General features: G+C 72.5%; 22 protein-coding genes. 15 read left to right on the top strand and 7 right to left on the bottom strand.

The genetic code is table 11. The features are described from left to right. The first annotated feature begins 200 nt into the window (after positions 1–200). Positions 201–1,274 carry a serine hydrolase domain-containing protein gene (locus ACFVTF_RS15475; protein ID WP_387813850.1) on the top strand — a complete coding sequence of 358 codons (1,074 nt, stop codon included), beginning with the start codon at positions 201–203 and terminating at the stop codon, positions 1,272–1,274. Positions 1,275–1,432: 158 nt separating this feature from the next. Here ACFVTF_RS15475 and ACFVTF_RS15470 read toward each other — a convergent pair whose 3' ends face one another. The 4 genes from ACFVTF_RS15470 to ACFVTF_RS15455 form a co-directional block, all read right to left on the bottom strand. After that, positions 1,433–2,170, bottom strand: a complete 738-nt coding sequence (locus ACFVTF_RS15470) for an SDR family oxidoreductase (RefSeq protein WP_363579601.1) — start codon at positions 2,168–2,170, stop codon at positions 1,433–1,435. A gap of 84 nt (positions 2,171–2,254) precedes the next feature. After that, positions 2,255–2,686: an Rrf2 family transcriptional regulator gene (locus ACFVTF_RS15465; RefSeq protein ID WP_387813848.1), complete on the bottom strand. Its 432-nt coding sequence runs from the start codon at positions 2,684–2,686 to the stop codon at positions 2,255–2,257. Between the two features lie 127 nt (positions 2,687–2,813). After that, positions 2,814–3,332: a DUF3592 domain-containing protein gene (locus ACFVTF_RS15460; protein ID WP_387813846.1), complete on the bottom strand. Its 519-nt coding sequence runs from the start codon at positions 3,330–3,332 to the stop codon at positions 2,814–2,816. Positions 3,333–3,471: 139 nt separating this feature from the next. Beyond that, positions 3,472–5,085, bottom strand: coding sequence for a TIGR03086 family metal-binding protein (locus tag ACFVTF_RS15455; protein WP_387813844.1), 1,614 nt, complete (start codon positions 5,083–5,085; stop codon positions 3,472–3,474). A 189-nt stretch (positions 5,086–5,274) separates the two neighbouring features. Here ACFVTF_RS15455 and ACFVTF_RS15450 point away from each other — a divergent pair, with 189 nt between their 5' ends. From ACFVTF_RS15450 to ACFVTF_RS15415, 8 genes are all read left to right on the top strand, one after another. Continuing rightward, positions 5,275–5,661 carry a nuclear transport factor 2 family protein gene (locus ACFVTF_RS15450; RefSeq protein WP_387813842.1) on the top strand — a complete coding sequence of 129 codons (387 nt, stop codon included), beginning with the start codon at positions 5,275–5,277 and terminating at the stop codon, positions 5,659–5,661. Between the two features lie 82 nt (positions 5,662–5,743). Beyond that, a complete protein-coding gene (locus tag ACFVTF_RS15445; protein ID WP_387813840.1) occupies positions 5,744–6,181 on the top strand; it encodes a GNAT family N-acetyltransferase in 438 nt (145 codons plus the stop codon). A gap of 216 nt (positions 6,182–6,397) precedes the next feature. Beyond that, positions 6,398–6,631, top strand: coding sequence for a hypothetical protein (locus ACFVTF_RS15440; RefSeq protein WP_350883004.1), 234 nt, complete (start codon positions 6,398–6,400; stop codon positions 6,629–6,631). After that, the gene (locus ACFVTF_RS15435) at positions 6,612–7,136 is read left to right on the top strand and encodes a DUF6879 family protein (protein WP_387813838.1); all 525 of its coding nucleotides are present in this window, start codon (positions 6,612–6,614) and stop codon (positions 7,134–7,136) included. The genes ACFVTF_RS15440 and ACFVTF_RS15435 overlap by 20 nt, the downstream gene beginning before the upstream one ends. 31 nt (positions 7,137–7,167) lie before the next feature. After that, the gene (locus ACFVTF_RS15430) at positions 7,168–8,016 is read left to right on the top strand and encodes a helix-turn-helix domain-containing protein (protein ID WP_387813836.1); all 849 of its coding nucleotides are present in this window, start codon (positions 7,168–7,170) and stop codon (positions 8,014–8,016) included. Between the two features lie 129 nt (positions 8,017–8,145). After that, the gene (locus ACFVTF_RS15425; protein WP_387813834.1) at positions 8,146–8,385 is read left to right on the top strand and encodes a DUF397 domain-containing protein; all 240 of its coding nucleotides are present in this window, start codon (positions 8,146–8,148) and stop codon (positions 8,383–8,385) included. A gap of 79 nt (positions 8,386–8,464) precedes the next feature. Further along, positions 8,465–8,905 carry a hypothetical protein gene (locus tag ACFVTF_RS15420; protein ID WP_387813832.1) on the top strand — a complete coding sequence of 147 codons (441 nt, stop codon included), beginning with the start codon at positions 8,465–8,467 and terminating at the stop codon, positions 8,903–8,905. Between the two features lie 118 nt (positions 8,906–9,023). Beyond that, positions 9,024–9,803, top strand: coding sequence for a VOC family protein (locus ACFVTF_RS15415; protein WP_387813830.1), 780 nt, complete (start codon positions 9,024–9,026; stop codon positions 9,801–9,803). A gap of 65 nt (positions 9,804–9,868) precedes the next feature. Here the strand turns inward: ACFVTF_RS15415 and ACFVTF_RS15410 are convergent, their stop codons facing one another. After that, positions 9,869–11,602: a 2-isopropylmalate synthase gene (locus ACFVTF_RS15410; RefSeq protein WP_387813828.1), complete on the bottom strand. Its 1,734-nt coding sequence runs from the start codon at positions 11,600–11,602 to the stop codon at positions 9,869–9,871. 181 nt (positions 11,603–11,783) lie between these two features. Here ACFVTF_RS15410 and ACFVTF_RS15405 point away from each other — a divergent pair, with 181 nt between their 5' ends. The 6 genes from ACFVTF_RS15405 to ACFVTF_RS15380 all read left to right on the top strand — a co-directional run bounded on the left by ACFVTF_RS15405 (position 11,784) and on the right by ACFVTF_RS15380 (position 18,516). After that, positions 11,784–12,476, top strand: a complete 693-nt coding sequence (locus ACFVTF_RS15405; RefSeq protein WP_387813826.1) for a FadR/GntR family transcriptional regulator — start codon at positions 11,784–11,786, stop codon at positions 12,474–12,476. Between the two features lie 255 nt (positions 12,477–12,731). Next, positions 12,732–15,785 carry a nitrate- and nitrite sensing domain-containing protein gene (locus ACFVTF_RS15400; protein ID WP_387813824.1) on the top strand — a complete coding sequence of 1,018 codons (3,054 nt, stop codon included), beginning with the start codon at positions 12,732–12,734 and terminating at the stop codon, positions 15,783–15,785. Further along, complete coding sequence (locus ACFVTF_RS15395) at positions 15,782–16,237, top strand: roadblock/LC7 domain-containing protein (protein ID WP_063349794.1); 456 nt, start codon at positions 15,782–15,784, stop codon at positions 16,235–16,237. Before ACFVTF_RS15400 ends, ACFVTF_RS15395 begins: the two co-directional genes overlap by 4 nt. A gap of 5 nt (positions 16,238–16,242) precedes the next feature. Then, positions 16,243–16,707, top strand: a complete 465-nt coding sequence (locus tag ACFVTF_RS15390) for a DUF742 domain-containing protein (protein WP_371520086.1) — start codon at positions 16,243–16,245, stop codon at positions 16,705–16,707. Positions 16,708–16,710: 3 nt separating this feature from the next. Next, positions 16,711–17,313: an ATP/GTP-binding protein gene (locus ACFVTF_RS15385; RefSeq protein WP_363579619.1), complete on the top strand. Its 603-nt coding sequence runs from the start codon at positions 16,711–16,713 to the stop codon at positions 17,311–17,313. Positions 17,314–17,382: 69 nt separating this feature from the next. Further along, complete coding sequence (locus tag ACFVTF_RS15380; RefSeq protein WP_387813821.1) at positions 17,383–18,516, top strand: FAD-dependent monooxygenase; 1,134 nt, start codon at positions 17,383–17,385, stop codon at positions 18,514–18,516. 129 nt (positions 18,517–18,645) lie between these two features. On the opposite strand, the gene ACFVTF_RS15375 is transcribed toward ACFVTF_RS15380, so the two are convergent. Next, positions 18,646–19,407, bottom strand: coding sequence for a serine hydrolase (locus tag ACFVTF_RS15375; protein ID WP_371520080.1), 762 nt, complete (start codon positions 19,405–19,407; stop codon positions 18,646–18,648). A gap of 93 nt (positions 19,408–19,500) precedes the next feature. Further along, positions 19,501–21,072, bottom strand: coding sequence for an alpha/beta hydrolase (locus ACFVTF_RS15370; RefSeq protein WP_387813818.1), 1,572 nt, complete (start codon positions 21,070–21,072; stop codon positions 19,501–19,503). Positions 21,073–21,245: the final 173 nt, after the last annotated feature.

The raw sequence follows: 21,245 nt of genomic DNA, 5'->3' as shown, positions 1-21,245 counted from the left end.
GAGCAGACTGGCGATCACACCCGGGGAGGACTTCCCGGCCCCCCTGATTGCACCGGAGTTGACTCGTGCGCGAGCAGATGTGGCAGCCCCTTTCCTCCCGACCTTCCTCCTGGCGTTCGTCCCGGCCCTCCTCCCGGCGCCCGCAGGCCGGTCGGCGCGGGGTCGTCGTGGCGGCGGCCGCCGCGGTGGCCGTCGGCGTCATGACCGCAGGCACCGCCCTGGCACCGTCCACGGCAGCCGCCGCCCCCCGCCCGGACGCCGTCCAGCAGGGGCTGAACGCGCTGGTCCGTGACGACGGCCTGCCCGCCGCGCTGGCAAGTGTCCAGGGCCGTGACGGCCGCACCCGCACCTACACCGCGGGGGTCGGCGACGTCACCACCCGCGCGAAGGTGCCGATCGACGGCCAGGTGCGGATCGGCAGCAACACCAAGACGTTCACCGCGGTGGTCGTGCTGCAGTTGGTCGGCGAGGGGAAGATCGGGCTCGACGAGCCCGTCGAGTCCTACCTCCCCGGCCTGGTCCGCGGTGACGGCATCGACGGGCGCCACATCACCGTCCGCCAGCTCCTACAGCACACCAGCGGACTCCCGGACTACGAGGGCTACATCGACGAACACGCCATCCAGCACCGGTACTTCGAGCCGCGCGACCTGCTGGACATCGCCTTCCAGCACAAGGCCGACTTCGCCCCGGGGGCGAGCTTCAAGTACAGCAGCACCAACTACATACTTGCCGGCCTGGTCGTCCAGAAGGTCACCGGCCGCCCCATCGCCGAACAGATCGACCAGCGCATCATCAAGCCCCTCGGCCTGCGGCACACCTACTACCCCGCCCAGGGCGACCGGACCATCCGCGAGGCCCACCCCCACGGCTACCTCAAGGACGCGGCCGACGGGCACCTGGTCGACTTCACCGAGCTGGACCCCTCCGCGGGCGGGGCGGCGGGCCAGATGGTCTCCACCAACTTCGACGTCAACCAGTTCTTCACCGCCCTCCTCGGCGGCCGCCTCCTCCAACCGGCCCAGCTCGCCCAGATGCGCACCACCGTCCCCATCGGCGACAGCGGCGCCGCCTACGGCCTGGGACTCATCAGCCGACCGCTGTCCTGCGGCGGCGTCTACTGGGGCCACGGCGGCGACATCCCCGGCTACGAGACCCGGGGCGGGGCGACGGACGACGGCCGCGCCGTCAACATCGCGGTGACCACCATCCCGTCGGACGCCACCGGCTCGGAGCACGTCGAGAACGTCGTCGACACGGCCCTGTGCCGCTGACCGAAGTCCGGTGAGGGAGTGGGAAGTCGGCGGGGCCGACTTCCCACGCCGCTTTGCCGCCCCGCTTTTCTGCCCCGCTTTTCTGCCCCGCTTTTCCGCTCCGCTTTTCCGCTCCGGCTTTCCACTCCGCCCAGGTTCCGCGCCGAGACGGAACATCCCTAGAGCTGCGTGAGGCCGCCGTCGACGAGCAGTTCCGCGCCGGTGGTGAAAGAGCTCTGGTCCCCGGCCAGGTAGAGGGCGGTGGCGGCGACCTCCTCGGGTCGGCCGACACGGCCGAGCGGGGTCGTGGCGACGGCCTGATCGACCTGGGGGGACGCGGCCCGCAGCTCGTCGGCGCCGGGGGTCGTGACCGGGCCCGGGGTGAGGGCGTTGACCCGGATGCCGCGACCGGCGAGCTCGGTGGCCCAGGTGCGGGCGAGGCTGCGGATCGCGGCCTTGGTCGCGGCGTAGACGCCCAGACCCGGGACGCCGCGCAGGGCCGCGCTCGACGAGAGCAGGATCACCGAGGCGCCGGCCGACAGCAGCGGGAGCGCCTTCTGCACGGTGAAGACCGTGCCCTTGAGGTTCACGGAGGTGGTGTGGTCGTACTCCTCCTCGGTGATCTCGCCGAGCGGGCCGAAGTCCCCGAGGCCGGCGTTGGCCACGACGATGTCGAGCCGTCCGCTGCGCTCGGTGATCTCGGCGAAGAGCCGGTCGAGGTCGTCGAGCTTCGACACGTCGCCCCGGACGCCGATGCCCCGACTGCCGACCTGCTCGACGGCGGCCGCCAGCTCGGCTTCACGGCGGCCGGTGAGGTAGACGGTCGCCCCCTCGGCGGCGAAGCGGCGGGCGATGGCCAGGCCGATGCCGGTGGAGGCGCCGGTGACGAGGGCGGTCTTGTTGTCCAGCTGTCCCATGAGATTCTCCGAATCTTGACGTAACTATTCTTGTTACATTTTTGGGCGCAAAAACCGGCACGGGAAGCACTGCCACGGCCGAGGCTAGGCGGCCTTCAGCACGTCGCGCAGCACATCCTCCAGCGTGGTCCCCGCCAGCTCCCGGCGGAGGGTGGCCTCGATCCCGTCGTAGACGGCGGCCATCACCGGAGCGATGCCGTGGCCCACCACGCACTCGGGGTCGGGCGTGGCGGGGTGCAGGGCGAAGATCGGCCCCGGCTCCACCGCCTGGTAGACGTCGAGCAGGGTGATCGCCGACAGGTCCCGCGACAGCGTCCAGCCGGCCCCGGCACCCCTTCGCGAGTCGACCAGGCCCGCCTTGCGCAGCTGGGCCAGCAGGCGGCGGATCACCACGGGGTTGGTGTTGACGCTCGCGGCGATCTGCTCGGAGGTGGCGACCTCGTGGCCACGGCGCTGGTACAGCCCGATCCAGGTCAGGGCGTGCGCGGCGACGGTCAACCTACTGTTCGCGCTCATGCCGTCCATCACCCCTCTCCATGTCGTAACTGTAATAGTTACATCGCCCGGCGGCAAGCCTCGGCGGAGTCGAGCAGGAGGCACTGGCCGGGCGCAGCGAACTCGTCCGGTTGAAAAGCAGCCACTCTCAACCGCCCACCGCCTGAGGAGCGGTGGGCCGTCTGCGCGCCCGGGTGAGCCGGCGGTACGCGAGATGGACCGCGAGGCCCAGCAGGGTCATGAGGACGGACGCCACCAGTGCGACCACATCGAGCGCGTTCCGGCCCAGTGCGTTCCAGAATCCGATGCTCGAAGCAAGGGCGGCGACGTCCGTGTGCCGGGGGTCGTACACCACCGTCACGGTGTCGCGGGCCTTGACGGTGTCGGTGACGTAGGCGAGTCGGGTCTCGACGGACGCCCCCTCTGACGTCGTGAACCGCACCCGGCAGTGGGAGTTGCCCGCCGGATTGTCCTGCGGCCCGCTCACTGCGGCGCAGTCGGTGACGACCGCCGACACGTGGACGCCGCGACTGCGGAGAGCCGACGTCACCCCCATGTCGTGCGGTATCAGGTAGACCAGGCTGAGGACGAACAGCAGGACCCCCAGGCCGATCATGGCGAGCGAACCGTTCCGCACGGTCCGGCCGTGGTCCCGCGCGTTCTCCATCGGTTCCCCCGGGTGTCGGCCCAACTGGCCACGTGCGCCCACGCTACCCGCACCCACCGACACCGGCGGTGCGCCGGAACACCGGCCGCCGGCACCAGGGCGCACTCGGCCCTGAGGGCTCATGGATCGGCGGGCGGGGTCAGGTGACGGTGCGGCCGAGGTAGCCCGCCAGGTGGTCGAGCACGGGTGCGGCAGGGGGGACGGGCCGGGGCGGGGCGAAGGAGCCTCCCGGGGTCCTCGGCAGGGAGTCGTAGATCTCCCGCACCACCGGCAGGGCGAGTTCGGCGAGGTCCGGGAGGAAGTCGCGCGGCCGCCCGAGTGCGGCGGCCAAGTCCCAGCCGTGGAGCAGCAGTTCGATGACGAGTTGCTCGACGAGCCGGCGGCCGGGCGCCGGGCCGAATCGCCGGTCGAGCATTCCCGGGCGGCGGAACGCGGTGAGCGCGTCGCGCGCGGCGGCGAGGAACGCCCCGACGTGGTCGTCTCCGAGATGGTCGGCGCCGACGTCGGTGCGGGGGAAGCCCCGGGCCAGGCCACCCCACAACAGGTTCTCCCAGACGATGTGGTCGATCAGGGCGCGCACGTCCCAGCCGTCGCACGGAGTCGGCAGGTTGAGCTGGTCCGGGTGGACGTCGCGCAGCAGCTCCGCCACGGCGTTCTGGACCCGCTCGCAGGCGTCGAGCACGCCACCGGGCCGCCAGGCGTCGGCGTCGGCCCCGTACAGGGCGGCGAGTTCGCCGTCCCGCGCGCCCGGAGCGGGGTTGGCGCGGAGCGCGGTCTTCAGCCAGGCCCCGGTGTCCGCCACGCCGGGTGCCACGGGCTGGCCGTTGAGGACGCACAGGAGCTGCCAGTACCGCTCGACACTGGGCTCGGACGCCGCGGTGAGCTGTTCCAGCAACCTCCGCCGGGCGGGCGCGCCGTCACTGTCCGTCGCCTCGGCGGCGTCCGCGGCGGCGTCCGCGGCACCGCCGGTGTTCGCAGGGCTGGGGATCCAGGCCGCGACGACGGCGGCGACCACGGAGTCGGCCGCCGGCGAATCCGGGGCGATCCCCTCCCGCATCGCGGCGGCCACCCGACGGTTCCAGTCCTCGGCCAGCTGCCGCAGCGCGCGCAGCGCGCTCTCGTCGTGCTCGCCGGGCGCGTGCCGGGAGGAGTACTCGGCCAGCCGGCGCATCCCCGCACGCAGCTCCGGGCCGGCCACCAGCTCACTCAGTTCGATCCAGGCGTCGACCTGCTCGTCCGTGGGGTCCTCGGGCAGGTCGGCGACGGCGGCCAGCTGCTCCCGGCGGTAGGTCGGCACGTCCAGCTCCGCGAGCGTCCCGGCCACGAAGTCGTGGATCAGCGAGCGGCGTTCGGCGGCGGACATGCGGGCGGTTCGGGTCATGAAGGCGAGTCCTTCGGCAGTGGTGGTCCGGCGGGCGACGGAGCGCAACACCGCCTGCTGCGTGCGCAGCAGGCGGATGCGCACCTCCAGCGCGTCGACGTGTGCCGCCGCCACGCCCGTCAGGGTGTGCTCGCGGTCGAGGACGGCACGGATCGCCGCCAGGTCCAGCCCGAGCTCCCGCAGGGTCCGGGCCAGTTCCAGACGGCCCAGGGACGCGGGGTCGTAGCGGCGGTACCCAGCAGCGGTCCGCCGGGCCGGCGGCACCACCCCGGTGTCGGACCAGTGCCGGATGAGCTTCACCGACAGCCCGGTCCTGCGCGCGACCTCTCCGATGCTCAACAGCACCGCTTCATCGACCTCATCGACGTGCATGCGCCCCACTGTCGGCTCTCCCACGGTGGGAGAGTCAAGACGGGTACGGGCGCCGGGCCCGCCAGGAGCCCGCCAGGAGCCCGCCAGGAGCCCGTCAGGGGCCCACCAGGATAAGGGGATCCAGCCGCCCCGGTGGCAGTTCCCCCAAACGGCACACACCCGTTGTGAGTGGACCGGTACGTTCCGCGCATGGACTTCAACGCCATTGCCAACTCGTTCGTGTGCCACTACTACAACACCTTCGACTCCGGCATCGCGGGGCGCAACAACCTCAGCAGCCTCTACCGGCCCGAGTCGATGCTCACCTGGGAGAAGACCCAGGCCCAGGGGCAGCAGAACATCCTCGCGAAGCTGACGACGCCCGAACTCGCCACCGTCAAGCACGCGGTGTCCACCAACGACGCGCAGCCCGCGCCGGGCAACGGCGTACTGGTCACCGTCACGGGCGGCCTCGCCATCGACAACGCCTTCGACAAGCCCATGCAGTTCACCGAGACGTTCAACCTGCAGCCGATCCCCGGCCAGCCCGGCGGCTTCTTCGTCTACAACCAGATCTTCCGCCTCATCTTCGCCTGAGCCGCCCAGGGTCCGGGGCTTCCCGTCGGCTTCCCGCCCGACAGGGTGAAGTCCCGGACCGACGCCACGACTTGGAGGAAGGGTGCACCTGCGCGAGCTCCGGTCGGCCGACGCCCCCGCCGTCCGCCGCATCTACAGCGGCAGGTCGGTCGCCGACCTGTGGTTCGGCCGGATGACCGCCACCCAGGCCCACGACTACGTACGCGAAGCCCGGGAGGCCGAGGCGCAGCGGCCGCGCACCGCACGCGTCCTCGGCATCGACGTCCACGACGACCTGATCGGCATCGTCCGACTCCGGATCACCGGCCACACGGGCAGCCTCAGCTACATCCTGCGCGAGGACACCTGGGGCCACGGCTACGCCACCACAGCGGTGCGCCGCTTCCTCGCCCACCACCGCACCCCACGGGTCACCGCCGAGCACCGCGTCGGCAACCCCGCCTCGGGAAGGGTCCTGACGAAGACCGGCTTCGTCGTGACCACCGTGACCGACGAGCTCGTCCACTACGAACTGGGCTAGCGGCCGCCCCGCCACGGCGGCCACCTCGCCGCCCTGGAACAGCCCGACCTGCTGGTGGCCGACATCCGGACCTTCTTCCGCACCCTGGCGGGTGGTTGGAGCGAGGTCTGAGCTGCGTCCGCCTCCACTGCGCCCCGATGCGCCCTTGACTCCACACCCGCGCGGGGCCCAGGGTCGTTGCAACTGGGCGCAACTGACTCGATGGCGGAGGCGGTCATGAAGCTACGGTTCGTCGGCAAGGACCCCGAGTCCGGGGACCACGGGTGTCCCTCCGTGTGGGTGGACGAGGAACGGGCAGAGCTGGTGATCCAAGGCTGGAAAGCGGACGAGGCAACGGAAGTCGAGTGCCTGAAGGCCGGGCCGATTCCCGAGCACGAGACCGTCATCCGGCTGCCCCGGCGCATGATTCCACTTCTCAGGGAGGCCATTGGTGGCACAGACGCTCTCTAGCTTCGCCGATCTGATCAAATCCGCACGTCATTCCGCGCTGCACCTCGAGATGCGGGACTGGTACTCGGTGGAGAACGAGACCGAGGGGTTCGCCGCGTGGCGCCGCGGGAAGAGACTCGATCCCGACAACCGCGAGTCCTGGTGGCGGCCTTGGCTCGATCTGGTGCAGGAAGTCACCGGCCACGGCATCGCGATTCGCCGCGCCCGCGTGGTCTCGGAACCGGTGAGCGAGTACATCCGCTTCGAGCACTCCGGCACTTTCACCAACATTGCCGCCGGTGAAGAAATCCGCTGGCTCCCCCGACGCAGCGCGTCCGGAATCGCTCTTCCCGGCAATGACTGCTGGATCTTTGACGGTCGACTCGTTCAGTTCAACATTTTCGATGGCGCCGGCCGATGGGTTCAGACGGATCAGACGGAAGACGCCGCGGTGGTGTCACTGTGCGCTTCGGCTTTCGAAGCGGTCTGGGAGTCCGGGACCCCGCACGAGAAGTTCACCGTCTAGCTCTCCGCCCAGGAACCCGATCGGCCAGTCCATGTCCTCCAACCCGCTCTCCAGCGCGAAGTCCGCGCGTGCGGCGATAGCCGCGCGCCTGGACGCGATGAAGAAGGACGCCGGGCTCACAGGGGACGAGCTGGCCGCTCGTTGCGGATGGCACAAGTCAAAGTCCTCTCGGATCTCGCGAGGCGTAACTCCACCGTCGGACGCCGACATCCGCGCATGGTGTGCCGCCTGTGACGTCGACGACCAGGCGGCAGACCTCATCGCCGCCTCGCGTTCCGCTGATTCCATGTACATACAGTGGCAGCAGATTCACCGTGACGGCATGCGGAAGATCCACGAAAAAACGGTTCCGCTGTATCAGCGAACCCGGCACTTCCGCGTCTACGCGTCCAATGTCGTACCGGGGATGCTGCAAACTGCCGAATACGCATCCGGCCTCCTGCGCTCCATCACGGACTTCCAGGGGACGCCTGACGACGTCGACCAAGCCGTCCAGGCGAGGATCGAGCGATCAAGTGTCATCCGCAACCCAGGGCAGCGGTTCGCGATTCTGGTCGAGGAATCGGTGCTGTATTACCGAGTGGCCGACGATGCCGCGATGGCCGGCCAGCTCGGGCACCTCCTGTCCGTGATGGCACAGCCGAACGTATCCTTCGGAATCATTCCCTTCGGCGTGCGTCGTTCGGTTTGGCCGCTTGAAGCGTTCTACGCCTTCGATGAAGACCTGGTCGCCGTGGAAACCTTGACGGCGGAAATCAACATCTCGACGCCGAGCGAAATCGGCACCTACCACAGGGCGTTCGCCGAGCTGGCGAAACTCGCCGATCGGGGTCCGGCAGCACGCGCGTGCATCACCAGGGCCGTCAACTCCCTCGGGTGAACCGGTGCAACCGAGTGCAACTTCGTGGACCGTGGCACTCACGGCTTCCTACCGTCGATCTGACGACACCTCATCAGCCAGCGCGGGATGGGGCCGTCTCTCTTCAGCATCGAACAGGAAGGCAGTGCAGTGAGCGACCTGTACGAGATCGAGATCCCGGCCGGATTCGCCGCCTACAAGGCGTGTGGCGGGAACCAGGGTGGGGGTGACGACGGGGAGTCGTGCGTGACCCTGCGGGAGGTGCCCGAGGTGGCCGGCGGGTTGTGGGTGATGGGTGACACCAAGGCTCCTGGGCGTGAACTGCGCTTCACCACGGTGGAGTTGAGCTCCGCCGGCATCGACCCGGACCGCTTCACCACCTCCGCCTGACGCACCACCTCGCACCAGCGGGCCCCGCTCCCAACGCAGCTGGGAGCGGGGCCCGCCTCACACCCAGGGTAGGGCGCTCATGGATCACTGGAACAGGCCCGGCCTCCACTGGCACTGCTACGCGTGGGCGGGCGGCAAGCGGCCCGACGACGCCGAGCGGCGGCCGCCCGGACCGCAGAACGGCTTGCGGCCCGAATGGGGCAGCCCCGTACCGCCGTTGGAGGTCATGCACTGGCTCGCCAAGTCGGCGGCGCAGATCAGGCTCACTACCGACGACCCGGCCGAGGTGCTCGACTGGCTGGGCAAGCAGCTCGCCGACTCCCCCGCTGCGGAGGGCGACCTCCCCTCGGCCACCCGGCTGGATCACGCCCTGGCGTTCCTCGACACGTTCCCGCACGACGTGGTGTGGACGTACTGGACACCCGGCCAGCAGCTCCGGTCGGTCGCCGCCGTGGTGTGCCCCCGAACGTTCGGCCCCACCTCCGAAACGCCCCCACCCTGTCCGCTTCGACGGCGGTGAGCGGCGGTGAGCGGCGGTGAGCGGTGTCGCCCGGCGGGGCGTGACAGCGTGTCGAGTGGCGGCGCACGGTCCGCGACGAGAGGGTGACCGACGCAGGACCTCACCTGAAGGAGCGAGAATGCCCGAAGTCACCACTCCGTACCCGACCGGCACTCCGTGCTGGGTCGATCTGATGGCGCAGGACCAGCAGGCGGCACTGGACTTCTACCGCGACCTGTTGGGCTGGCAGGGGCAGGTCGGCCCGGCCGAGTTCGGCGGGTACGCGGTCTGCGAGCTGAACGGCAAGGCGGCGGCCGGGATCGGACCGGCGATGGCGCCGGAGGGGATGCCCACCCCGCCGACCGTGTGGACCAGCTACCTGTCCACCACCGACGCGCAGGCCACCCAGGACGCGATCGTCGGCGCGGGCGGCACCCTGCTCGTCCCGGCAATGGACGTCGGCGAGCTCGGCCGGATGCTGATCGCCGCCGACCCGCAGGGCGCGGTGTTCGGCGTCTGGCAGCCGGGCGAGTTCTCCGGCGCCCGGGTCGTCAACGAGAGCGGCGCGCTGATCTGGAACGAGCTGCACACCAGTGACCTGCCCGGCGCCACCGCCTTCTACGGTGAGGCGTTCGGCATCGAGATCCAGCCGGCGCAGGGCGCCGAGCAGTACTGGGAGCTGCGGGTCGGCGGCCGGGCCGTCGGCGGGGTCTCGCTGCTCGCCAACGACCCGCCCGGCACGCCCGCACACTGGCTGACGTACTTCGCGGTGGACGACGTCGACTCCACCGTGGACGCCCTGGTCAAGCACGGCGGCACCGTCCTCGCCCCGCCGTTCGACATGGTGGCGGGCCGGATGTCGGTGGTGGCCGACCCGCAGGGCGCGCCGTTCGCGATGATCGCACCGAAGCCGATGTAGGCGGCGCGGCCCACCGCGCACGGTGTCGCGGTGGGCCGGCTCCGTCCAACTCCCGTCGGTACGGGTCACCCCCGCTGCGCGCGGCCGACGGCGCTGAGCACCGCCCGTACGCCCGCCGTGAGCACCGAGCCGTCCCGCCCGGCGCCCCACACCACCTGTCCGCCGACCCCGCCGACCCGGGCCTCGACGTAGGCGACGGCGTCGGTACCGGAGCCGGCACCCGCACCAGCGCCCGCGCCAGCCCCGACGGCGTGTTCGCTGAAGTGCAGGATGTCGACCCGCAGCGCGTCGGCCACCGCGTCGAGCGGGCCGGCGCCCTCGCCGCGCCGGCCGTCCACCTCCGCCCAGTCGTCGCCGGCCCGCCACGGCCAGTCCGGCGCCGCGTCCAGGTACTCCGCGCGGAAGAGCCCGTACAGTTCCTCCGCCGTCACCTCCCGCCCGCTGTCGTCGGTGGCCTCCTGCACGACCCGGGAGAACTCGATCTGGAGCCGCCTCGGCAGTTCCAGCCCGTGCCCGGTCTGGAGCAGGTAGGCGATGCCGCCCTTGCCGGACTGGCTGTTGACCCGGATGACCGCCTCGTAGTCGCGGCCGAGGTCGGCCGGGTCGATCGGCAGGTACGGCACCGACCAGGGCGCCTCGCGCGCCGGGACGCCGGACTCGGCCGCCACCTTGGCGTGGTGGGCGAAGCCCTTCTTGATGGCGTCCTGGTGGGTGCCGGAGAAGGCGGTGTGCACCAGGTCCCCCGCGTAGGGGTGGCGCTCGTGCACGGGCAGCCGGTTGCAGTGCTCGACGGTGCGGCGGATCTCGTCGAGGTCGGAGAAGTCGAGCATCGGGTCGACGCCCTGGGTGTGCAGGTTGAGCGCCAGCGTCACCAGGTCGACGTTGCCCGTCCGCTCGCCGTTGCCGAACAGGCACCCCTCCACCCGCTGGGCGCCGGCCAGCACGGCCAGTTCGGCGCAGGCGACGCCCGTCCCCCGGTCGTTGTGCGGGTGGACGGAGAGGATCACCGACTCGCGGCGCTCCAGGTGCCGGTGCAGGTACTCGATCTGGTCGGCGTAGACGTTGGGGGTGGCGATCTCGACGGTGGCGGGCAGGTTGTGGACGACGGGCCGGTCGGGGCTGGCGTCCCACAGTTCGGTGAGGCCGTTGCAGACCTCCAGGACGTAGTCCGGTTCGGTCAGGTTGAACACCTCGGGCGAGAACTGGAAGCGCACCCCGGGCCGGCCGTCGGCCCGCCGCGCCAGGTGGGTGGCGGCCTCGGTGATCAGGGCCCGCAGTTCGTGCCGGTCGCGCCCGAGGACGACCTCGCGCCAGAGCGGGGCGGTGGCGGTGTAGAGGTGGACGACGACGCGGGGCAGGCCTTCGACGGCCTCGAAGGTGCGGTCGATCAGGTCGGCGCGCGCCGCCGTGAAGACGACGACGGTGACGTCCTCGGGCACCGCGCCGGGCACGGTGGCCAGTTGCCGGACGAAGTCGAAGTCGGTGCGGCTGGCGGAGGGGTAGCCGACCTCGATCTCCTTGAAGCCCATGGCCAGGAGCAGGTCGAACATCCGCTGTTTGCGTGCCGGGTCCATGGGTTCGGCCAGTGCCTGGTTGCCGTCGCGCAGGTCGACGGGGACCCACAGCGGGGCGTGGTTGATCCGTCGGCCGGGCCAGCGCCGCATCAGTGCGGGGACGTGCACGCGCTCGTGGGCGGGCCGGTAGCGGTGGGAGGGCATGGCACCCGGGCGCTGCGGGTTCCAGGCGGGGGCGGTGACCGGGACGGGGCCGGCGGGGGTACGCAGGGTCGGGAATCGCATGATGAGTCCTTACGGAGGTACCGGTGGACCGGCAGGACGGCGCCCCGCAGCGGGGTGCCGGTCCGGTCACGCCCCGCTGCGGCCACCAAGAAGAAGGCCACCCAGAGGGAGACTCCACGGCTGCATGCCGGGTAGACTAACCACGAACCAAGTCCTCAGACAAGCTGACAGGTGAACGCGCATGCCCCCGCTCGGCCCCCTCCACCGCTCCCCCCTGGTCGACCAGGCCACCCGCCGCCTGGAGGAGCAGATCACCGCCGGACACTGGCCGGTGGGCGGGAAGCTGCCGGGCGAGGTCGCCCTGGCGAAGGAGCTGGGCGTCGGCCGCTCGACCGTCCGGGAGGCGCTGCGCGCGCTGGCCGGCGCCGGGATGGTGCAGAGCCGGCAGGGGTCGGGCGTGTTCGTGACGGCGGACCGGCCCGCCCTGGACTGGCCGACCCGGCTGCGCCGGGCGGAGCTGGCGCACGTCTACGAGGTGCGCACCATGGTCGAGGTGCAGGCGGCCCGACTGGCGGCCGCGCGCCGCACGGAGACGGACCTCGCCGCCGTGGACGCGGCGCTGGCCACCCGGCTGGCGGCGGGCGGCGCGGACGACGCGGCCTTCGTGGACGCCGACATCGCGCTGCACACCGCCGCGGTGGCGGCCGCGCACAACCCGGTGCTGGACGACCTGTTCGCCCAGTTCGTGCCGGTCCTGAGGGAGCACCTGGTGGACCTGGTGGGGGTGCTGGGGCTGCGCAGCGGGGACCCGAACCACGGCTACGCCTCGCACGCGGACCTCGTCGGGGCGCTGCACCGGGGCGATGCCGAGGAGGCCGGGCGGGTGCTGGCGGCCGAACTGGAGGCCACCCGGTCGCGCCTGCTGGCCGACTGAGCGGGGCGGGCGAGGCGGGTGGAGCGGCCGGGGGCGATATCCGGAGCGCGGGCACACAGTTTTCACACGGAGGCCACCCGGCGGCCCGCTCCGATCGCCGACGCCTCGTCAACCCGCTCCGAACTGGGATGCTTCGAGCACGCACGATCAACCGTCAGATGACATTGTGTCCGGAGCGTGTGTGACCACGGTCCAGGCGGCGAACGCACTTTCACTCCAATCACACGGTATGACTAGTATCGCCTCGTCAAGCCCGTGCCCCGGACGGCCGCCCCGCTCAGGCCGGCCGCCATCCCCAAGGAGACTGCTCTGCGCGCGCGTGCGAATCGGCGGCCCCCGACGCCGAAGGCCCCCCGCAGGCGTCCGCGCCTGTCACTGCGGACGGCGCTGCTCGTCCTCGCCGTCGTCCCCAGCATCGCCCTGGCCGCCCTGTGGGCGGTCACCAGCGGCGAGACCGTCTTCGACTTCCAGCGCCAGGCCGCCCAGGGCCTGCTCGCCCAGAAGGCCGGCCAGCCGTCCAACATCGTCTACTACAGCCTCCAGGAAGAGCGCCGGCTCAGCGCCGAGGCGCTCGCCCGGCCCGGCGGCAACACCGACCAGCTGCGCCGCCAGCGCCAGCAGACCGACGACGCGGTCCGCCAGTTCCAGGTCCTCTCCGGCGAGACCGCCGACAGCGCCCCCGAAGAGGTCCGCACCGCCGTCACCGAGGCCCGCCAGGCGATGGGCAAGCTCGCCGAACAGCGCGCCGCCGTCGACCACGGCTCGATCGACCAGCAGACCCTGTACGCGTACTACACCGACCTGATCGCCGTCGACCTGCGGCTGTTCACCGCACTCAGCCACGTCGACACCGGCGAGGTCACCTGGATCTCCAAGACCCTGGTGAACGCCTTCTGGGCCAAGGAGATGCTCGCCCGCGAGGACGCCATCCTCGCCCGCGGCTGGCCCACCGGGCGGCTCACCGTCACCGACTACCAGCAGGTCCAGCAGTCCGTCGGGGCGCAGGAGCACCTCTTCACCGTCCAGGTCCTCCCGTACATCCCGGACGGCGAGGCCGCCGCCTGGCACGACCTGATGAACAGCCCTGCCTGGCAGGCCAAGGCCGCCGTCGAGCAGTCGCTCACCAAGCCCACCGCCGCCGAGGCCAACGGCACCGTCAAACTGCCCGCCGCCCAGGACCAGTGGCGCCAGGCCCTCGACCAGCTCAACCCGCAGCTGGTCAAGGCCATCGAGACCCGCACCAGCGGCATCGTCGACGTCGGCAAGGGCACCATCCTCTCCCTCCTCACCACGGTCGTCCTGACCACCGTCGTCGGCCTGATCACCGTCGTCGCGGTGATCATCGCCTCCTGGCGGCTCAGCCGCTCGCTGCGCCGCCGCATCAAGGAACTCCAGACCCAGGCCGAGGAGATGGAGCGCACCCTCCCCGAGGTCGTCGAACGCCTCGGCCGCGGCGAGCAGGTCGACGTCGAGACCGACACCCGCACCATCACCGCCGGCCCGCACGGCAACGGCACCGACGAGCTCGCCCGCCTCGGCCAGGCCCTCAACCTGGCCCGCGCCTCCGCCGTCGAGGCCGCCGTCAAGCAGGCCGAACAGCACCGCGGCTTCGAGCGGCTGCTCCAGCGCATCGCCCGCCGCACCCAGCTGCTGATCGGCCGCCAGCTGCGCAAGCTCGACGAGCTGGAGCGCAAGCACGAGGACCCGGAGGTCCTGGAGGGCCTGTTCGACCTCGACCACCTCACCGCCCGCCTGCGCCGCTACGAGGAGAACCTCGTCATCATGGCCGGCGGCCAGCCGCAGCGGCGCTGGCGCAAGCCCGTCCCGCTGCTGGACGTGCTGCGCGCCGCGCAGGGCGAGGTGCAGGACTACCGCCGGATCATGATCGACGTCGAGGGCCACCCGTGGCTGTCCGAGCGGGCCGTCGGCCCGGTCGCGCACGTGCTCGCCGAGCTGATGGAGAACGCCACCACCTTCTCCAAGCCGCCCACCCCGGTCGAGGTCCGGGCCGCCATGGTCGGCCGCGGACTCGCCGTCGAGATCGAGGACCGCGGCCTCGGCATGGACCCCGAGCAGTACGACGCCGCCAACGAACTGATGAGCCGCCCGCCCCGCACCGACGTGCTCGCCCGGGCGGACGACGTCCGCCTCGGCTTCTACGTCGTCGCCCGGCTGGCCGCGCACAACGGACTCAAGATCGAGTTCCGGCCGTCGGCCTTCGGCGGCACCCGGGTCGTCGTGCTCGTCCCCGACGAGCTCGTCATCGACGGCGACGCCGGGCTGCCCGACGCCGCCCCCGTCGAACCGATCCCGCTCGTGCGGCGCTCCCGCAAGGCGCTGCTCACCGCCTCCGACGAGGCCCCGGAGTCGGCGCCGGCGGGGCCGCCGGTCGCGCCCGTGGACTCCTTCCCGCCGGGAGAGTCCTTCGCGCCGACGGAGTCCCTCCCGCCGGCGGCGTCCCTCCCGCCGGTGGAGGCCTTCGCCGCGGCCGCGGCCGAGTCCTTCCAGCCGGTGGAGGTGTTCGGGCAGGTCCAGCACGTCGACCGGCCCGGCCACGTGGAGCAGCCCGGGTACGTGGAACCGCTCGGGCAGACCCAGCAGCTCCCGTTCGACCCGCTGACCGCCCCCGTCCAGGCCTTCGGGCACGTCGAGTACGTCCGGCCCGAGGCCGCGCCCGCCGCCGAGCCCGCGCCGTTCCCCGCCCCGTACGCCGAGCAGCCGATCGAGCACAGCTCGCCGGCCCCCGACGCCCCGGTCGACCAGCCGCCCTCGCACGACGTGCCCGCCTACCCGGACATCGCCTACGCCCGGGTCACCGACGCCGAGGCCCCGTACGCCGACGAGCAGTACCGCCCGGCCGACCACTACCGGCTGGCCGAACGGCGCCAGCGCCGCGAGTACGCCTCCGCGGTGCCGCTCAGCCCCACCGAGACCGAGCAGCCCCCGCTGCCCCAGCGCGTCCGGCAGGCCAGCCTGGCCGCCGAACTGCGTGTCCCGCCGGTGCCCCGCCCGCAGTGGGCCGAGCCCGCCGCCGGGCCCCGCGCCGAATCCGCCGCCCCGGCCACCGAGCCCGCCGGCGGCCCCTTCCAGCGCCCGGCGAAGCGTTCCGGTGCGACGATCGGCGCCTTCCAGCGCCAGTCCCGTGCCGCCCGCGCCCAGGACAGCGGCGAGCACCCGCTGCCCGGGGCCGTGACCCCACCGGCTCCCCCCACCGCCCCCGCCGGCTCCCCGACGCCCGCGTCCGACCCCTCCCCCTGGGCCCTGCCGGCCGCGGACCCCCGAACCACACGAACGGATGACCAGTCATGAACCGAACGATCGCCACCCACCAGGACCTGGACTGGCTGCTGGACGGACTCGTCGACTCGGTGCCCGGGACCAGGAACGCCGTCCTGCTCTCCGACGACGGCCTGGTCGTCAGCCACTCCCGCACCATCGAACGGGCCGACGCCGAGCGCCTCGCCGCCGTCGCCACCGGCCAGCAGAGCCTGGCCCGCGGCGTCGGCCAGCTCTTCGACGGCGGGGCCGTCCACCAGGTGATCGTCGAACTCGCCGAGTGCTGGCTGTTCATCATCGCCGCCGCCCAGGGCACCCACCTGGCCGTCGTCGCCTCCCAGGAGGTCGACGCCGAGGTCATGTCGGTCGCCATGCACACCCTGGTGCAGCAGGTCGGCCAGAAGATGACCACCCCGGTGCGTGCCGAGGCCGGCGCCGCCTCCCCCGCCGGCTTCGACGCCTTCGCCGCCCGGAACCGGAGCTGACACCGGTGGGCCCGTACGGAAACGGGAGCGGGAGCGGGCAGCGCGGCGGGGTCCCGCACTGGAGCGAACTGCCGGACGAGGACGCCGAGGACGAGTCGGGCGCCATGGTGCGCCCGTACACCATCACCCGCGGCCGCACCGCGCCCGAGCGCGACGACCTCACCCTGATCACCGTGCTCACCACCGTCGAGGACGAGGCCGCCCGGGCCCTGGCGCGGGGCAGCCGCGCCGGTGCCCGCGGCCTCCAGCCCGAGCACCGGATGATCCTCGACCACTGCCGGCGGCCCGCCGCCGTCGCCGAGGTGTCGGCCGGCCTGGACCTCCCGGTCTCGGTCACCAAGATCCTGCTGGGCGACCTGGTCGCCCAGGGCCTGCTGCGGGCCCGGGCGCCGCTCTCGGTGGCCCGGGCCGCCGGAGGCGTGGACCTCGGCCTGCTCACGGCCGTTCGCGAAGGACTCCGGAGACTCTGAACCATGGCAACACCCCACCCCAGCAGTGCCGCTGACGCCGGCGTCGCCACCGCGCCGGCCGCCGTCAAGATCCTCATCGCGGGCGGCTTCGGCGTCGGCAAGACCACCCTCGTCGGCTCCGTCAGCGAGGTCGCCCCGCTGCGCACCGAGGAGTACCTGACCCGGGCCAGCGTCGGCGTGGACGACCTGTCCGGCGTCGACCAGAAGGACACCACCACCGTCGCCCTCGACTTCGGCCGGATCACCGTCAACCCGGACCTCGTCGTCTACCTGTTCGGCACCCCCGGGCAGGAACGCTTCTGGTTCATGTGGAACGACCTCGTCAACGGCGCCCTCGGCGGCATCGTCATCGCCGACACCCGCAGGCTCGACACCAGCTTCGCCTCCATCGACTTCTTCGAGAGCCGGGGCATCCCCTTCGTCGTCGCCATCAACTGCTTCCACAGCCACAACACCCGTACCCCCGACGAGATCCGCGCCGCCCTCGACCTGGACCCGCAGGTGCCGATGCTCCTCGGCGACGTCCGCGAACGCGCCTTCGGACGCGACCTGCTGCTCGCCCTGGTCGACCACCTGATGGACCTCTCCGCCGCCCCCGTCGGCTGAAAGTCGGCTGAACGTCGGCCGGCTGAAAGTCGGTCGGCTGAACCACCTCCCTTCCCCAGGAGCCACCCCATGACCTCACCCCTGCGCGTCCTCGTCCACGGCGGCGGCATCGGCGGGCTCACCCTCGCCACCGCCCTCGCCGAGCGCGGCCACCACGTCGACGTCGCCGAACTGCGCGACCAGCTGGAAGCCCTCGGCGTCGGCATCATCCAGCCCTCCAACGCCCTCCACGTGATGCGCGAGATAGGCGTCCTCGACGACTGCCTCGCCGCCGGCTTCGAGTGGGACGTGCTGACCATCTGCGACCCGGCCGGCGCCACCCTCGCCAAGATCCCGCAGCCCCGGATGGGCGACGCCCCCTCCAACAACGGCATCCCCCGCCCCGCCCTCGCCCAGGTGCTCGCCACCGCCGCCACCCGGGCCGGCGCCACCCTGCGCTTCGGCACCACCATCGCCGACCTCACCGAGGACGCCGACGGCGTCGACGCCACCCTCACCGACGGGCACCGCGGCCGCTACGACCTCGTCGTCGGCTTCGACGGCATCGGCTCCCCGCTGCGCAAGCGCCTCTACGGGGAGAAGTACGCGCCCGAGTACACCGGCTTCGCCAACTGGCGCGTCACCCTGCCGCGTTCGCCCGAGGTCCAGGGCGTGGTGATGTCCACCGGCAACCTCAAGGCCAAGGCGCTGCTCACCCCGATCACCGACGACCTCATGTACCTGGGCTCGGTGTTCGCCGAGGCCGAGGACTTCCGGCCCGACCCCGGGCACGCCCACGAGCAGCTCGCCGAGCGCCTGGCCGGCTTCGGCGGCCCGATCGCCGAGGCCCTCGCCCAGGTCACCGACCCGTCCGCCGTGGTCTACTCGCGGATCTCCCAGGTCAGCGTCGAGGAGCCCTGGCACGTCGGCCGGATCGTGCTCGCCGGCGACGCCGCCCACGCCTCCACCCCGCACCTCGCCCAGGGCGCCGCGATGGCCGTCGAGGACGCCCTCGTCCTCGCCCAGAGCCTGGACGCCGCCGAGACCGTCCCCGCCGCGCTCGCCGCCTGGGAGGCCAGGCGCCGCCCGCGCGCCATGTGGGTCCAGGCGCTCTCCCGGGCCGTCCTCAAGCAGGAGACCGGCACGCCCACCACCCCGGAGGAGGACGAACTCCTCAAGGTCGGCATCCCCGGCGCCGCTCACGTGCTCGTCCAGCCGTACTGACCGCTGTCCCGCCTGCTGCGCGAAGCCGCGCAGCAGGCGGGCGGGCGGCGGGCCGGGTCGCGCGTCGGTCCACACGCCGGCTCACACGCCGGCTCACGCGCCGGGTCACGCACCGGCTCACGCCTCGACTCACGCGCCGGCGAGCTCGTGCCGCCGCTGCCACACCGCCGCCGAGACCCGGGCCAGCAGCCGGGCCGCCGGGTCCGTGCGGTCCTCGCCCGAGGCCAGCGGGCCGGTGTAGCAGACCGCGATCAGGTAGGGCGGGCAGTCCGGCGGGTGGACCAGGCCCACGCTGTGCCGGGCGCCGGGCACCCAGCCGTTCTTGAAGGCGATCCGGGTGTCCGGCGGCAGGCCCGCCGCCAGGTCCACCCGGAACGCGTTGCGCTCCAGCAGCGCCAGCAACTCCGGCTCCCCGCCCAGGGAGTGCAGCAGCCGCACCAGGTCCCGCGCGCTCACCAGGTTGTGCACCCCGGCGTCGCGCGCCGCGTAGTCCTCGATCCCGCGCGGGCTCGCGCTGCGCGTCGCCCCGGCCCGCCGCCACGCCTCGGCCACCGCCGCCCGGTCGACCCGGGCCAGGCACAGGTTGGTGGCCAGGTTGGAGGAGTGCGTGATCATCCGTTCGGCGAGCAGCCGCAGCGGCACGTGCGTGCCCAGCAGCTCCCACGGCAGCGGATCGCTGTCCCAGTCGGGATCGTTGCCGAACTCCCCGCCCACCACGGACTCGAACCGGTTCACCACCGGCACCTCGGCATCGAGATCCACCCCGCCACGGGCGAGCGCCGCCAGCACCGCGACCTTCATCGTGCTCGCGGCATCGTGCAGTTCGTCCGGCGCCCGCACGAACACCGGCTCCGCCTCGCCCGCCCAGGGGGCCACCACCACAGAGAGCATGGCCGCAGCCTAGGGCAGCCTTCGGCTGGTCAGGAAGGGCTGCCCACGGCTGCTCGGCCCTGGTGAGGGCTGCTCAGGACTGCTCAGGACTGCTCAGGACTGCTTGGCGCAGGTGCGGTCCTTGCCCGGCAGGCGGCCGGTGGCCAGGTAGGAGTTCACCGAGTCGTCGACGCAGGCGTTGCCGTAGACGCCGAAGCTGGTGTGCTGGAAGGCGCCTTCGAGGGTGACCAGCCGGGAGCCGGGCAGCATGCCGTGCAGCGCGACGGCGCCCCGGTACGGGGTGCGCGGGTCGTTGCTCGCGGCCACGATCAGCGCCGCGGCGTCGCGCCGGACCTTCGTCGGCTCCTCGCGCGGCGCGTCCCAGAACGCGCACGGGGTGATGTTGTCGGTCATCGGGCTGAACAGCGGGTGGGCGGCCCGGTCGCGCTCGATGTCGCGCCAGTACTCCTCGGGGTCGCGCGGGGCGGCCACGTCCCCGCACAGGATGGCGGTCTGCACGCTGCCGGTGACCGAACCCGCATTGGTGAACGCCCCCCGCAGGAAGGCGGCGAAGCCGGGCGACACCCGGGTGGGCCGCCCGTCGGCGGCCGCGGCCAGCACGGACAGCTCCTCGGCGAGGCCCACCCGCGCCGGGTCGAGGTCGCTCGCGATCCCGGCGAACACCACGGAGGGCACCTGGCTGCCGTCGAGCCGGAAGACGTCGGGGGCGGTGCCGACGGTGAGCGGCTCCCGCTCGGCCGCCGCGACGACGCGGTCGAGCGTGGCGCGCACCTGCGCGCGGGTCTCGCCGAGGCCGTAGTCGGCGTGGTGCGCGGCCGCCCAGTCGGCCCAGCCGTCGAGCGCCCGCTCGTGCTCGTTCTCGGTGCCCCGCATCAGCCGGGGGTTGTAGGCGCGCGGGTCGATCCCGCCGTCGAGGACCACCCGGTCGTAGCGGCCGGGGAACATCTGGGTGTAGGCCGTGCCCAGGTAGGTGCCGTACGAGTAGCCCAGGTAGGAGATCTTCCGTTCGCCGAGCGCGGCCCGGACGACGTCCAGGTCGCGGGCCGTGTTGCGGGTCGTGATGTGCGGCAGCACCGAGCCGTTGGTGGCGCGGCACCGGTCGGCCACGTCCTTGGCCCACGCCGTCTGGCGGTCGAAGCCCGCCCGGTCGGGGGCCGAGGGCAGGACGGGGCCGTTGGACAGGCCGCAGTCCAGCGGGGTGCTGCGGCCGACGAAGCGCGGGTCCACGCCGATCACGTCGTAGCGGGCGCCGGTCTCCTTCATCGCCCCGCGCACCAGTACGGAGTTGGCGAGGCCCGGCCCGCCGGGGCCGCCGAAGTTGAGCAGGAGGGAGCCGATCCGGTGCCGGGTGTCGGTGGCCTTGAGCCGGGAGATCGCGACGGTGATCGTCCGCCCCCGGGGGTCGCTGTAGTCGAGCGGCACGGTCACGTCCGCGCAGCGCGCGCCCGCGCTCTCCAGGCCGCGGCCCACCTCGTCGTCGGGGCCCAGGACGCAGCTGCGCCAGTCGAGGCGCTGGTGGTGGTAGCGGTCGAGTCCGGCTCCGGCGCTCGCGGGGCCGCCGTCGCGCTCGGCGGCGGCGGCCGTGGCGGCGGGCGCCGTGGCGAGGCAGGCGGTCAGGGCTAGGCCCGCGGCCGCGACGCGGCGCAGGGCCTTGGGGGTGGTCATGCGGTCTCCTGACGATGACGGGTGCGGGTGCGCAGGAAGTCGGTCGGGCCGACTTCCTGCGCGCCAGCCTTCCAGCGCACCCGGCACCGGATCATCACCCTGGGACACGAACTGTCGGTACGTCAGGAGCAGTAGCCCCGCTGCCCGGCGTACCGCCCGGGCAGTAACCGGGC

Origin of the sequence: Kitasatospora sp. NPDC057940, assembly GCF_042887425.1 — a bacterium.
In the GTDB taxonomy this organism is placed as follows: domain Bacteria; phylum Actinomycetota; class Actinomycetes; order Streptomycetales; family Streptomycetaceae; genus Kitasatospora.
The sequence above is the reverse complement of the archived record's forward strand: the minus strand, read 5'-3'. Positions and strand labels throughout refer to the sequence as shown.